Annotated in this window: 11 protein-coding genes; 8 read left to right on the top strand and 3 right to left on the bottom strand. The window is 59.3% G+C overall.

Translation table 11 applies throughout. The features are described 5' to 3' along the window. Positions 1-142: 142 nt before the first annotated feature. Complete coding sequence (locus GJR99_RS03225; protein WP_151109235.1) at positions 143-3,289, top strand: restriction endonuclease; 3,147 nt, start codon at positions 143-145, stop codon at positions 3,287-3,289. Positions 3,290-3,536: 247 nt separating this feature from the next. Here the strand turns inward: GJR99_RS03225 and GJR99_RS03220 are convergent, their stop codons facing one another. Further along, complete coding sequence (locus tag GJR99_RS03220) at positions 3,537-4,376, bottom strand: proline dehydrogenase family protein (protein ID WP_151109234.1); 840 nt, start codon at positions 4,374-4,376, stop codon at positions 3,537-3,539. Positions 4,377-4,560: 184 nt separating this feature from the next. Between GJR99_RS03220 and GJR99_RS03215 the strand changes: the two genes are divergently transcribed. The 6 genes from GJR99_RS03215 (at position 4,561) to GJR99_RS03190 (ending at position 12,096) form a co-directional block, all read left to right on the top strand. After that, a complete protein-coding gene (locus GJR99_RS03215) occupies positions 4,561-5,880 on the top strand; it encodes an ABC transporter substrate-binding protein (RefSeq protein WP_191967143.1) in 1,320 nt (439 codons plus the stop codon). Positions 5,881-5,932: 52 nt separating this feature from the next. Beyond that, positions 5,933-6,874: a branched-chain amino acid ABC transporter permease gene (locus GJR99_RS03210; RefSeq protein ID WP_151109232.1), complete on the top strand. Its 942-nt coding sequence runs from the start codon at positions 5,933-5,935 to the stop codon at positions 6,872-6,874. Beyond that, the gene (locus GJR99_RS03205) at positions 6,871-7,980 is read left to right on the top strand and encodes a branched-chain amino acid ABC transporter permease (RefSeq protein ID WP_151109231.1); all 1,110 of its coding nucleotides are present in this window, start codon (positions 6,871-6,873) and stop codon (positions 7,978-7,980) included. Before GJR99_RS03210 ends, GJR99_RS03205 begins: the two co-directional genes overlap by 4 nt. Then, on the top strand, positions 7,980-8,786 hold the full coding sequence (locus tag GJR99_RS03200; protein ID WP_151109230.1) for an ABC transporter ATP-binding protein: 807 nt from the start codon (positions 7,980-7,982) through the stop codon (positions 8,784-8,786). The genes GJR99_RS03205 and GJR99_RS03200 overlap by 1 nt, the downstream gene beginning before the upstream one ends. After that, positions 8,783-9,520 carry an ABC transporter ATP-binding protein gene (locus GJR99_RS03195; RefSeq protein ID WP_151109229.1) on the top strand — a complete coding sequence of 246 codons (738 nt, stop codon included), beginning with the start codon at positions 8,783-8,785 and terminating at the stop codon, positions 9,518-9,520. Before GJR99_RS03200 ends, GJR99_RS03195 begins: the two co-directional genes overlap by 4 nt. A 245-nt stretch (positions 9,521-9,765) precedes the next feature. After that, complete coding sequence (locus tag GJR99_RS03190) at positions 9,766-12,096, top strand: PAS domain S-box protein (RefSeq protein WP_151109228.1); 2,331 nt, start codon at positions 9,766-9,768, stop codon at positions 12,094-12,096. Between the two features lie 3 nt (positions 12,097-12,099). On the opposite strand, the gene GJR99_RS03185 is transcribed toward GJR99_RS03190, so the two are convergent. Both GJR99_RS03185 and GJR99_RS03180 read right to left on the bottom strand, forming a co-directional pair. Then, positions 12,100-12,897 (bottom strand): RIO1 family regulatory kinase/ATPase domain-containing protein, encoded by a 798-nt coding sequence (locus tag GJR99_RS03185; RefSeq protein ID WP_151109227.1) that lies wholly within the window; start codon positions 12,895-12,897, stop codon positions 12,100-12,102. Positions 12,898-12,936: 39 nt separating this feature from the next. Further along, a complete protein-coding gene (locus GJR99_RS03180; protein ID WP_151109226.1) occupies positions 12,937-13,374 on the bottom strand; it encodes a universal stress protein in 438 nt (145 codons plus the stop codon). A gap of 117 nt (positions 13,375-13,491) precedes the next feature. Between GJR99_RS03180 and GJR99_RS03175 the strand changes: the two genes are divergently transcribed. After that, positions 13,492-14,634, top strand: a complete 1,143-nt coding sequence (locus GJR99_RS03175) for an acyl-CoA dehydrogenase family protein (protein WP_151109225.1) — start codon at positions 13,492-13,494, stop codon at positions 14,632-14,634. The last annotated feature ends 35 nt before the right edge of the window (positions 14,635-14,669 follow it).

The raw sequence follows: 14,669 nt of genomic DNA, 5'->3' as shown, positions 1-14,669 counted from the left end.
TCAGCCGGCGTGCTTAATACAGGCCACCGGTCGGTCGTGCAGCGGCTGTTGTCTGCGTTATCGAATTTGAATCAGGACCCCAATCTTATTCCATGATGACCATTGATATTGAGTAGTCTCCACAGGGGGAGTGCTCAATTCAATGGTTTCAGGTGATGACTCAGCTGGTTCAGTAATCTCAGAGATAAATTCAGCTATTTTAAATGTAAAGGAGGGAGATAAGCTGGCTGAATCGGGGAAGCGAAAGCTTGCGGCCGACAGGTATCTTGAGGCGATTACCCAATTGAAGAGTGTACGCCGAAGAAACCAGGCCCAGGTTGACGAGGTTGTTGATGAGTTATTGAGGTGTGCAAATCAACGCGGGCGGATGCTGATTGATGAGCGACCCCTTTCCAACGCTAGAGATATTGACGAGGTTTTCGACGAGACACGTATCAATGAGGGATTTGACACCATAGATTGGCATACGGGGGTGAAAAATGAAGAGGAGCGGATATTTCGAGACGTGCGTAAGCGAATCGTGACGGGCAACCGCTTGCAGAATGCCGGTAAATACGGTGAGGCGATTGAGTGTTATCGTGAAGCGAGAGAAATAACCGACCAACAACTGCCGAGTCACACTAGAAGGCGGCTGGAATCTGAAATTGACATCTATATGCGGAAAGCCCGCCCAAAAAAAAGACAGGCTGCACGACGGCTCAAAAAACTGGACGTCATTACCCGACAGCTCAACCAAGAGTTGCTAGCACGACACGGGTTCGAGCTCCCCTATCGCCGCGCGGCAGCCGACCCACAGACAGTCGACGACCCCGTTGAAGTCGTGTACACGCCACCGCTTAACCCAGACATTGTCAACGCGGCTATCACCTACTACCGCGAACTCGGACCGTTCGAACGCCAACTCACCGCGACAGCCACAGAAACCGATGGGCCCACTCCAGTTACGGATCGACTTGGCGCCATAGTCGAATCAAGACATCCGGACGCCCCCACGAGTCCTGAAGATAGTCGTGATGTGGTCGGTGCTGCGGTCGACATCCTTGAAGCGTACGAGTCCCTTGTTGTCGAGGGCGACGATGATGGCATTGCAGAGCTCGAAAGCCAGCTTGACACTGTTTACTCCGACATGGTCGCCTGTAGGTGTGAAGATACAGAAGCGCTGGCCGTCTACGTTGATGACATCCAAGCATGGGCCAGCAACCGTGCCCGTCGCGCCAACGCGGTCACCGAGTCGATAAAAGAGCTTAACACTGCGATTCGACAGCTCAACCAAGAGTTGCTGGCACGACACGGGTTTGAGCTCCCCTATCGATGCGCTGCGGCCAACACAGAGATGGCCGACGAGCCCGACGAGGTTGTGTACACTCCACCGTTCGACCCGAACCTCGTTGATGCGATTACTACCTACTACCGCGAACTCGGGTCATTCGAACACCAACTCGCCTCAGCAGCCGCAGAAACCGGTGAGCCTACTGTAGTAATGGAGCTGCTCGGCGCCATACTTGAGGCGAGACATCCGGACGTTCCGACGAACCCTGAAGATAATCGGGAACTAGTCGGTGCTGCGGTCGACATCCTTGAAGCGTACGAGTCCCTTGTTGTCGAGGGCGACGATGATGGCATTGCAGAGCTCGAAAGCCAGCTTGACACTGTTTACTCCGACATGGTCGCCTGTAGGTGTGAAGATACAGAAGCGCTGGCCGTCTACGTTGATGACATCCAAGCATGGGCCAGCAACCGTGCCCGTCGCGCCAACGCGGTCACCGAGTCGATAAAAGAGCTTAACACTGCGATTCGACAGCTCAACCAAGAGTTGCTGGCACGACACGGGTTTGAGCTCCCCTATCGATGCGCTGCGGCCAACACAGAGATGGCCGACGAGCCCGACGAGGTTGTGTACACTCCACCGTTCGACCCGAACCTCGTTGATGCGATTACTACCTACTACCGCGAACTCGGGTCATTCGAACACCAACTCGCCTCAGCAGCCGCAGAAACCGGTGAGCCTACTGTAGTAATGGAGCTGCTCGGCGCCATACTTGAGGCGAGACATCCGGACGTTCCGACGAACCCTGAAGATAATCGGGAACTAGTCGGTGCTGCCAGCAATTTCCTCGACGCATACGAATCCCTTGTCGTCAAGGGTGACGATGATGGCGTTGCAGAGCTCGAAAGCCAACTTGACACTGTTTACTCCGACGTGACCGCCGGTGAGTACGAAGCGGATTCGAAGGCGTTGGCCGCTCGATTCAACGACATCCAGTCGTGGATTGACGAGCGTGTCCATCGCATCGATCTTCAGTCGTGGCGTGCCGAAATACGTGAGAAGTGGCCGGCAACCGCTGGGGAGCATCTGCGTTTGGAAGTCGCCGTAGTTGACCAACTCACCGACTCCGACTCCAGTGAACCATCCCTCTCTCAGTTTGAGTCCGGATTGAAGACAGCCGAACAGGTCCTTTCGCTTGCGACCGCGGTTGAGACGGCACAAAAGGAGTACCAAGCAGCAGTTCTGGACGGACTACCCGAAGCCTTTGGCCGATACTTAGGAGCGCGTGATATCAGCGCTACACGCATCAACCAACTAGCAGCAACCCTTGAAGTCGTAGAGACTGCCTGTGACGCACACCGGCGGTATCCTTCTTATCCCTTCGGTCAGGTGGTGGCTCACATTTGTGCAGAACTCGAAACGGGAACATTCGACGATGAGCTCGATGAATTGGTCGAGTTAATTGAGAGTGCGACTAATGTGATTGAGTTCCTTGACCGCGTCGACACAGAGCATCCGAGCATCCAGCCGGATGTGTGGCGAGAGAACATCCATACTGGCCTGAAGAGCGTCTCGCCAGAACTCGTTCGGCCGGTGGCGTCCCTCGTCGACCGTATGGGTGAGAATCTTTGGGAGCGACGCCATCTCTACCTGTTCTCGTGGGAAGAGTTCGAGCAGGTTGTTGCCGCGGCCTTCGAGTCCAAGGGATACGAGACCCGCGTGACGCCATCAACACTCGATGAGGGGGTCGATATTTGGGCATACCATCAGGGAGACCGAATCGCCTTCCAGGTCAAGCAGTTCGACACCAGCAATCGTGTCGGCCGTCCAACGCTACAGAAACTCGCCAGCACTATTGCGAAGGGCGACGCTGACCGAGCAATCGTCGTGACCAGTAGTAATTTCACTCAGACCGCCCAGAAGTATGTAGATGAATTCGGGCGGAAGATGCGACTCGTTGACGGCACAGAGCTCGTTCAGATGCTCACAGAGTCGGATTATCCACCACCACTGACGGAGTAATCCGGGAACAGATAGGACCTGGTTCTATCGACTGGAGGTTGATAGGAACTCCAGCCCAATCCTCAAGAGTTGATTCACTATAATGTCAAAACTGCCTCACCGCTTGGGGCGACTCCGGCCAGGAGAAATTCTATTGGTACAATCTGTTCGGTACAAACGAACCCAAATCGCTGAACGCACCCTCTGTCTGTTGCACGAAAACCATATCACTTTACAAAGAAACGCAACAGAGCCAAAAAAACCGAACTCAGACCCCGACGACCGCTCGAAGAGCAAACAGCGCGTTCTCCTTGCGTTCGCGGACGCGACGGTAGAAGTAGAGGAACCATTTGTCGCCGTAGGGGACGTACTGCCAGACTTCGACGTCGTCGTCGGCGAGTTCACGTTGTGCGTCTTCGCGGACACCCATGAGCATCTGCACCTCGTAAGGCGTCCCGTACTCGTCGTGCAGTTGACGGGCGTACGAGAGCATTTTCGGGTCGTGACTGCCGACGGCGATGCCGTCGTCGAACTCCGCGAACATGTACTCCAGCAGGTCTCGGTAGACGTCGTCGACCTTCGACTTCTTCTTGTACGAGATGGACGAGGGTTCGTTGTACGCGCCTTTGACGAGTCTGACCTTGCCGGGGACCGACGCCAACCGTTCGAGGTCGTCGGGAGTTCGCTTCAGGTTGGCTTGGACGCAGACACCGACGTTTCCGTCGGTCTGCGTGCCGAGGTCACAGACGGCGTCGAGCGTCACGTCGGTCGTCTCGTGGTCTTCCATGTCGACCCAGACGAAGACGCCTTCGTCGTCGGCGGCATCGACGATGCGGTCGAGATTTTCGCGGAAGACACTGTCACCGATGTCGAGTCCGATTTGAGACGGTTTGACCGAGATGCAGGCGTCGAGGTCTGCATCAGCGATGTCGCGGACCAACGAGATGTACGCGTCCGCGTCGGCGTCTGCGCCGCCTCTGTCGCTGTAATGTTCTCCGAGAAGGTTCAGTATCCCCGAGATACCGTCGCGGTTCAACGATTCAGCGTACGAGACCGCACCATCTGCCGTCTCGCCCGCCACGAACTTGTTCGCGATGGGGGGTATCATCGGTCCGGTGTTGTGAGACACCCACCCTAAATGGGAACCCTACCATATAATTCTGAGATTATTGACTCGAAAATATGTTGTGTGTTGCTGGGGGATGCCGAAAACCGGGGGTGTCCCGACCATGGACGGTTACAGGTATATTTACCACAATCCGCGAGACTTCCATGGTATGCCACCACAAGACATCGACCGGAGAACATTGTTGAAGCTGTCGGGTCTGTCGCTCCTCGGAGCGACCGCAGGCTGTCTCGAAGGCGAAGATGGAGAAGAACCAACCACCACCGAATCTAACGGTGGTGGAGGCGGCGGTGGCGGCGGAGAAGAGACGACGACCACCGAGTCCAACGGTGGTGGCGGCGGGGCTTCCTCGTACACGATCGGGATGGTCGACTCGCTCACCGGGTCGCTCGCACCGTACGGCGAGCGCAACACCCGTGGCAAAGACCTCGCGCTCGAAGCCGTCAACGCCGTCGGTATCGGTGACAATGGCGCGACGCTCGACATCTCCGTCGAGGACGACGAGAGTACGAACCAAGGGGGCGTCAACGGTGCGCAGAAACTCGTCAATCAAGACGATGTTCCGCTCCTCATCGGGTCTGTCGGGTCCGGTGTCTCTATCGCCATCCACGACAGCGTCACCAAGGACGCTGGTGTGGTCCAGATTAGCCAGAACAGTACGAGTCCCGAACTCACGACGCGTCCGGAACTGAACCGCATGAGTCCGTCCGGTGCGGCCAAGGGGAAGGCACTCGCAAACCTCGTCTACGACGACGGACACGACAACGTCGCCGTGACCTGGATCAACAACGACTACGGGACCGGTCTCTCCGACGTGTTCGCAGAGACGTTCGAGTCCTCTCTCGGCGGCACCGTCTCGTACAACGAACCACACGACCAGGGCCAATCGTCGTACAGTGGTATCCTCACGGAGATGGCCTCGACGGATGCCTCTGCGTGGATTTTCATCACCTACGCGAACGAGTACACCGTGATGGTCAACGAAGGGTTCGACCAGGGCTACAACACGGCAGTCGACTACTACGGTGCGGAATCGACCATCGCAGACTCCATCATCGAGAACACGCCCGAAGGCGCGATGGACGGCATGAAGGGTATCACCGAGTCTGCACCGCAGGACCAGGAGAACTACCAGAACTTCGTCTCTGAGTTCGAGTCGGCCTACGACGAGACGCCGACCGTCTGGTCTGCATACGCCTACGACGCCGTGACCGTCGCTGCACTCGCCATCGAGGCGGCCGACGACTTCACCGGCGAAGCGCTGGCGAGCGTCGTCCGCGACGTGACCCGTCCGGAGGGCCAGGAAGTGTTCACCTTCGAAGAGGCCGCAGCAGTCCTCAGAGACGGCGGTTCGCCCAGCGACATCAACTATCAGGGTGTCAGTGGTCCTGTCGACTTAGACGAGAACGGTGACCCGCCGGGGTTCTACCAGGTCTACAGCGTCGCGAACCACGAGTACTCCTTCGGCGAGTACATCACCAGCTAATCATGCACGCACGGACCGGGCACCATCCGACGACTGGGCAGGGGGCAAAGCGGTGATTCCGCTCCAGATTAGCCCCTTCCAGTACGTCGTCAACGGGGTGGTGTTCTCGAGCATCATCGTGCTCGCGGCCATCGGCCTGTCGTTAGTCTACAGCATCGCGGACTTCGCGAACTTCGCCCACGGCGACCTGATGACCGTGGGTGCGTTTTCGGCGCTGTTTTCGGTGTCGTTCCTGCAGCCACTGCTCGGAGACGTCGGCGTCTTTGGCCTGCCGCTGTGGTTCTTCCTGGCTCTCGCGTTCGGGATGCTCTCGGCGGCGGTCATCGCGGTCATCACAGACCGGATTATCTACGAACCGGTGAAAGACTCGGGGTCTATCGGACTCCTCATCACGAGTATCGGGGTCGCACTCGTCTACCGTGCCATGGTGTTCCTGTCGTTTGGCTCCGAGTCCGACCGATACGGCGTCACCCGACAGGGGCCGATTCCGTGGGTTCGTGAGACGTTCGGTATCGCCGTCACGCCTCGGAACCTCGTCGTCGTCTTTCTTGCGACGGTGCTCGTGGTCGCACTCCACCTGACGCTGACGCGGACGACGCTCGGACGGAAGATGCGTGCGACCGCAGACAACGCCGACCTCGCACGGGTCAGCGGAATCAGAACCAGCGAGGTCATCCTCGCGATGTGGCTCATCGGTGGGGCACTCGCCGCGGCGGGGGGCGTCTTCCTCGGCCTCGAGGAACTCGTCCGCCCACGGATGGGGTTCGACATCCTCCTCATCGTGTTCGCGGCCGTCATCCTCGGCGGCATCGGGTCCGTCTACGGTGCGATGCTCGGTGGACTCGTCATCGGGATGGTCCACGAACTCGTCCCGTTGTTCAACCAGTGGGGAATCCTGCCGGTCGGGTCACGCTACGCCGCCGCAGTCGCGTTCGTCATCATGGTTGTAATCTTGCTCATCAGACCGAGCGGAATCGTAGGTGAGAGCGGATGAGCGTCACCTCGTGGGTGAACGAGACGGTCGTACGCGACCCGACAGAGCGACGCATCTTCACCATCCTGGGCATCGTCACCGCACTGCTGGTCGTCGGTGTCCTCACCGGCGTCATCGGAATTCGGTTCCTGTTGTTCCAGGTGTCGCTCGTCGGCATGTACGCGTTGCTCTCGCTCGGACTGAACGTCCAGTGGGGCTACGCCGGCCTCATCAACTTCTCAGTCGCCGCGTTCTGGGGACTGGGGGCGTACAGTGCCGCGCTTCTAACAGCGCCCAACTCGCCGCTCGGACTCGACTTGCACCCAGCATTCGGGTTCCTCGCGGCCATCGTCGTGAGCGCACTCGTCGCGATACTCATCGGTATCCCGACGCTCCGCCTGCGCGAAGATTACCTCGCTATCGCCAGTCTCGGACTGGCAGAGGTCATCCGTGTCATCATCCTGAACGAACGCCAGTGGACCGCCGGTTCGAGCGGTATCAGCGGCATTCCGTCGCTCCTCGAGTGGTTACCACTGACCAGCGCCGCGACGACGGCGAGCGTCGTCGTCGTTCTCGGCATCGTCGTCTTCCTGTTCCTCCGGCGCGTCCACCGGTCGCCGTGGGGACGCGTCTTGCGGACCATCCGGTCCGACGAGGACCTCGCGAAGGCGCTCGGGAAAAACACCTACCAGTTCAAGATGCAGGCGTTCGTCGTCGGCAGCGTCATCATGGGGATTGCGGGCGCGTTCTACGCGCACTTGAACCTCTACATCGACCCGTCGGACCTCGTCCCCCTGACGACGTTCTACATCTGGATCGCCGTCATCCTCGGCGGCACCGGGTCGAACCGAGGTGCAGTCGTCGGTGCGGCCGTCGTCATCGCCATCCGCGAGGGGACTCGCTTCCTCAACGACGTGCCGGCAATCAACACGCTCGGCCTCGACCTCGCACCGCTTCGACTCCTGTTCGTCGGCATCCTCATCATCCTCATCATGCGCTTCCGGCAGGACGGACTCCTTCCACCGAAGGACGAACTCATCTGGCCGGCCGCGAAGGACAAGACCACGGCTGCCGGCGGTGGGGGCAGTGGCGGTCCCAACGCACAAGCAGAGGGAGGTGACGACTGATGGACGGTGACGTCTACGAGGGTGCGAACCTCGGCAAAGACGACGCCGTGTTGAAGACGTCCGGCCTGGAGAAGGCGTTCGGTGGCCTCGTCGCCACCGACGACGTCTCCTTCGAAGTCGAACGCGGAACCATCACGGGGATGATTGGCCCGAACGGCGCTGGCAAGTCCACGCTGTTCAACCTCGTCTCCGGGTTCTACGAGAACGACGCCGGCCGAGTGATGGTCAACGGTGAGGACGTGACCGACCTCGAACCGTACGAACGCGCCCGCAAGGGCCTCGTGCGGACCTTCCAGACGCCTCGGCGACTCGAAGGGATGAGCGTCCGCGAGGCGATGCTCGTCGGCCCCGGCCCACAGGCCGGAGAGTCCATCTTCTCGCTGTTCTTCTCTGCGGACGAAGTCACGCGAGAAGAACGGGCGAACATCAAACAGGCGAGAGAACTCCTCGAACGATTCGAGATTGCACACCTCATCGACCAACCGTCGACCGAACTCTCGGGCGGGCAGTTGAAACTCGTCGAGTTGGCGCGCGCCTTCACGACGAATCCAGACATCTTGCTCCTCGACGAACCAGTCGCCGGGGTCAACCCGACGCTGGCGAACGACATCAAGCGGTTCATCCGCGAACTCAACGAGGAGGGCCAGACCTTCCTCATCATCGAACACGACATGCCGTTTATCATGGACTTAGCCGACCCCATCATCGTCCTCGACCAGGGGAAGGTGCTCATGGAAGGCACGCCGGAGGAGGTTCAAACCGACGAACGCGTCATCGAGGCCTACCTCGGAGGTGCCGGTCCATGAGCGACCGAGCACTCGACGTGGAAGGCGTCGACAGCGGGTACGGCGAGGTGCAGGTCCTCCGTGACCTCTCGTTGCACCTCGACGACGACGAAATCGTCTGCATCATCGGCCCGAACGGTGCCGGCAAGTCCACCGTCCTCAAGACCGTCTTCGGTCTCCTCAAACCGTGGACCGGAACGGTCGAACTCGGCGGACGCGACATCGCCGGCGAAGAACCCGAGGACCTCGTCCGCATCGGCATGGGATACGTCCCACAGGTCGACAACGTGTTCTCGTCGCTCACTATCGACGAGAACCTCAAGATGGGCGGTGTCGCCCGAAAAGAGGGGCTTCAAGACCGAATCGACGAACTGTACGACCAGTTCCCCATCCTCGACGAAAAGCGGAATGCGAAGGCGAAGACGCTCTCTGGCGGTCAACGACAGGTGCTCGCGTTCGCTCGCGCACTGGTCATGGACCCCGAGGTGCTTCTCATCGACGAACCGTCGGCAGGTCTCGCACCGAACATCGTTCAGTCGGTGTTCAAAGACGTCCAGAAGGTAAACGAACTCGGCACGGCCGTGTTGATGGTCGAACAGAACGCCCGCGAGGGCCTCGCCATCTCCGACCGTGGCTACGTCTTAGACCAAGGAACCGTCGCCTACGAAGGTGACGCCGACAGTCTCCTCGACGACCCAGAAGTCTCGCGTCTCTACATGGGTGGCGCAGACTACGAAGGCGTCGAAGGAGAGTAAGCCGAACCGCCGTCAGGTTCGTTCTCTTTCGGCGTTTATGTTCGCCGATTATCGTCGTCGATTATTTTCGCCGTATATATTCGGCGTTCCCTCTCGTTCCTTGCACTTCGGACACGAATTGGAACTCGCCGAAGGACCTGTTTTTTGAAATTCATTTCAATCTAGACGACAACCAAAGAAATTAATAATTCTGGTATGATACTCTTTCTCGAATAGAGATAAAACACGGTTATTTCACGGCTCTGATGGACACACTTCACGAACGACTTTCGAGAGTAACGCCTGCTGTAGTCCCTGTCGTCTTCGGTATCTTCGCATTTTCGCAAAGCATCGAACACGCCCACGGTGGTGAACCACTCATGGGGTTACTGCTGAGTGTCTTCCCGCTGTTGTCGATTGGTGTCGGGTTCGTCTTTGCTGGCCGGTTCGTCCACCGGTCGTCGCTCTCGACGCGGATGGTGTGGAAGTTCGACGCGTGGCTAATTGCAGGTGCGCTCGTCGGTGGGGCGATAGCCTCACTCTTTTTGGTCTACCAGGATACACACGGTGGGACGCTCATCCACGCGAATTACATCGTCGTCAACTCGGTTGCGGGTGGTGCTGCCATCGCCTCACTTCTCGGGTACACGACGCTCATGCGAACGGTGAAAGCGAGGGAACTCGCGACGACGACGGACATTCTCGACGCGGTTCGAGAGCTCAACAGGCAAATCGCGACGATAGACGACCGTGAGACACTCGAACAAGCCGTCTGTGAGACTCTCGCCGCTGCTGACCCGTACGTCTTCGCGTGGATTGGCACGGTCGAAGAAAACGAAATCGTCCCCACCGCGTCTGCTGGCGTCGACGACGGCTATCTCGACAGTATCACGATAACCGTCTCGGGCGGTGACACCTCCGAGGGGCCGACGGGGACGGCCGCACGCACACACGAATCCGCAGTCATGCAAAACGTCCAGGAAGACACCTCGTTCGGCCCGTGGCGGGACGCAGCGAGCGAGCGAGGCTACCAGTCGAGTATCGCGGTTCCACTCGCCGTTCAGGGGACGCTCTACGGTGTTCTCTCCATCTACGCCGACCGGCCAGACGCATTCGGTGGTCGTGAACGCGCCGTCCTCGAGGAGGTGGGTGTGACGCTGGCGAACTCGATTGCGGCGAGTGAGACTCGTCATCGTGAGTCGAAACTGCTGAACAGTATGGACGACGTGGTGTTGGTCTACGCAGTCGATACCGGACGGATACTCGACGCGAACCAGACCACGTTCGACCGACTCGGAGTCGAGGCGACGGCACTCGTCGGGCGGCGTCTCGACTCGTTCGTCGAAGCAGTCGAAGCCGACGACTGGTTCCGTGAGAACGCCCCCACCGAACAGTCAGTGTTCGAATCGTCGTTCTGCACTGACGACGGCGAGACGGTCCCAGTCGAAGTGAGCGCCGTCCCGATTCGGTACGAAGGAGAACGGGCGATGCTCGCACTCGCACGCGACATCACGACTCGCCGAAAGCAGTTCCGGTCGCTTCGGACCTACATGGAAGCGATAGAACACGCCGGACACGCAATCTACATCACCGACGCCGATGGTGTCGTCGAGTACGTCAACCCGGCGTTCGAAGAACAGACCGGATACGACGGTTCGGACATCATCGGTGAGACACCGGCAGTGCTGAATTCGGGCCACTACAGCGACGAGTTCTACACGGAGCTCTGGGAGACGATTGCGGGCGGCGACAAGTGGCACTACGAGGGGATGATAGACCTGCGGAAAGACGGGACGGAGTTCTACATCGACCAGACGATTGCCCCGATCGTCATCGACGACGAGGTGGTGCAGTACGTCGCTATCCACCGTGACATCACTGCACTCAAGGAGAACGAAAAACGCCTCGAAGAGCGGAACGAACAGTTAGAACTGCTCAATCAAATCGTCCGCCACGACATTCGAAACGACATGCAAATCGTCCTCGGAATGAGTCAACTCCTGGAAGAACGAGTCGACGACGAAGACTGCCGCGACATGTTAGACTCCATCACGGAGAAATCTGACCACGTCGTCGAGCTCACCCAAACCGTCGGTGAACTCATGACGGCGCTTCTGGGAGACGAACCCGATGGGTCGTCAGCCATCTCGGTCAAGAACTTTCTCGAAGCCGAAGTCGAGGCACTCGCACACGGATACCCCGACGCAGACGTCCGCATCGAGGGAGAGATTCCATCCACCCGTGTGTGTGCGAACGAGATGCTCGAATCCGTCTTCAGGAACGTGTTGAACAACGCCGTCCAACACAACCGGTCGGACGACCCCGAAGTCGTCGTGCAGGTGGACGAAGACGAAGACCACCTGGTCGTCCACATCGAAGACAACGGCCCAGGAATCCCGGAGATACAGCGTAGCGAAGTCTTCGGAAAAGGAGAACGAGGTCTCGAAAGCAGCGGGACCGGACTTGGACTCTATCTCGTCCAATCGCTCGTCGAACATTACGGGGGGAACGTGGACGTCCGCCCGAACGACCCGACCGGTTCTATCTTCGAGATTCGACTCCGGAAGGGGCCGTGTTCGACCGAAGAAGCCGTCTGAGGGTTACACCGCGTGTTTTTCTATCTCGCCTTTGAGCGCAGCAGCGTCGAAATCGTGGTCTGGCCGGATGTTGACGAAGTCGAGGAAGTCGACCGCCTCCAAGAGTTCGTCGGGTTCGTACGACGTCACTGCAGCAGCGACCGCCTCTTTTGCACCCGCGAGCGGTTCGAGTGCCGCCAACGCACACGCGAGGTCGTACGAGCGAGCGTCGTGCATCCCCTCGTCGTTGACGTTGGTCGCGTCGATGAAGTAGATGCCATCGTCGCGGACGAGGACGTTCTCTGCTCGTAAGTCGCCGTGAGCGAGATGGTTGTCGTGCATCTTGTGGAGGGCGGCAAAGAGGTCGGGCGCGAGTGAGCGAACTTCCTCACGCGGTGCGGAGTCGAGTGTGTGGAAGTCCGGGAGGTACTCCAAGACGAGGACGCCGAGACCTTCGACTTCGAAGGCTTCGACGGGAGCAGGAGCGTTCAGTCCGATTTCGCGAAGATGTTTCGTCGCCTCCAGTTCGTGTTCTGCCATCTGCAGTGGCGTCCCGAAGTGTTCGAAGAATCCCTCGGTCCCACTGGAGAACGCCCCGATATTTCGCCCGGTCGTAAAGAGTGCGTGGACGAGTGAGTTCTGCCGAGAGATGACTTTCACGAACCACTGGTCGTCGACGACCATCGGAGTAGAGAGCCAGTTGTCTGCTTCGAGAAAGCGAATGTGGAGTGTCTCACGGTCGTATCGCCGCACGAGTTCACGGACGACTGCCTCGAGACGAGGCCACTCGACACGGCCGCGGACAAGCCGGCGGAGGTCCATGACCCACCGTATGTCGAGGGATGGCTTAACGTCGTGGGCTCAGTTGCCGTCGTGTCGAACGGTCAACACCGGGACGGGTGAACTTCGGACGACTCGTTCGGCCACACTCCCGATGAGATACCGGTCGAGGCCGCTTCGACCGTGGGTCCCCATCACCACGAGGTCGATATCGTCGCGGTCTGCGAACTCGAGAATCTCGCTTTCGGGCGTCCCCTCTGCGACCGTCGTCTCGATATCTATGCCGGCGTCGTGTGCTTTGTCCGCGACTCGCTTTAGTGCCTCCTCCCCACTGTCGTAGAGGGCCTCACGAACCCGAGTGGCCGAGACTGCAGGTGCGGCGTGCCCGACCTCCCGAACGTCAGCGACGTAGAGTGCGTGGATGGTCGCGTCGTGGCGTTCGGCCTGGTCGAGGGCGTGACGCAGTGCAGCGTCTGCACACTCGCTCCCGTCCGTCGGAAAGAGGATGTGTGAGTACATACGAGAGACTCTGTTTCGTCCGATGAAAGAAGTCGGTGGACGTTCCCATAGAGTGGGAGTCGAGATTCTTCACGGTCGTTCGATTGGTTTATGTCTCGGACGGCGATAGTTGCTCTCATGGATTTCGACGTTCCGGCCGAACACCGGATGATTCGCGACTCCGTCCGAGAGTTCTGTGAGGAGGAGATTGCCCCCATCGCGCAGGACATCGAGGACGAACACCGCTTCCCGGCGGAGATTTTCGACCAGTTGGCCGAACTGGACGTGATGGGTGTCCCCATCTCCGAGGAGTACGGCGGCCTCGGCGGCGACCAGTTGATGTACTCGCTGGTGGTCGAAGAACTCGGTCGCGTCTCGGGTGGAATCGGCCTCTCGTATGCGGCCCACGTCAGTCTCGCGTCGAAACCGCTCGAACTGTTCGGCACCGACGCACAGAAAGAACGCTGGCTGACGCCCCTCGCGTCGGGCGAGCACATGGGTGCGTGGGCGCTCACCGAACCGGGTTCTGGCAGTGACGCCAGCGACATGGACACCATCGCCGAGAAAGACGGCGACGGCTACGTCATCAACGGGACGAAGCAGTTCATCACGAACGCGAACGTCGCTGGCTCCGTCCTGGTCAAAGCGGTCACCGACCCCGGCGAGGGATACGACGGCATCTCGACGTTCATCGTCGACCCGAAGAACGACGACGGGTTCGAAGTGACGACGGTGTGGGACAAACTGGGACTGAACTGCTCGCCGACGTGCGAACTCTCTTTCGACGACGTGTGGGTGCCAGAAGACCGCCTCCTCGGCCAAGAAGGCGAAGGCTGGAAACAGACGATGAAGACGCTCGACGGCGGCCGAATCTCGATTGCCGCGCTGTCGGTCGGACTCGCACAGGGTGCGTACGACCACGCGAAAGAGTACGCCGGACAGCGCGAACAGTTCGGACAACCGATTTCGAAGTTCGACGCCATCCGCGACAAACTCGTCTCGATGTACCGCAAGACCGAACGCGCCCGTCTCCTCACGCACAAGGCGGCGACGATGTACGACAAGGGCGAACGAGTCAGCACGGAGTCCGCACTGGCCAAACTCGACGCCTCAGAGGCCGCACGCGAAGTCGCCGAAGACGCCGTACAGGTGCTCGGTGGATACGGCTACACGACGGACTTCGCACCCCAGCGGTTCTACCGCGACGCCAAACTCATGGAGATTGGCGAAGGCACGAGCGAGATTCAGCATCTCGTCATCGGCCGACAACTCGGACTCTAAGCGGTCGGCCCGGTCGGATTCTTCTTCGTCAGCCC

Origin of the sequence: Haloferax marinum, from assembly GCF_009674625.1 — an archaeon.
Lineage (GTDB): Archaea > Halobacteriota > Halobacteria > Halobacteriales > Haloferacaceae > Haloferax > Haloferax marinum.
Note: the sequence above shows the minus strand (reverse complement) of the source record. Positions and strands in the feature narration are given on the sequence as shown.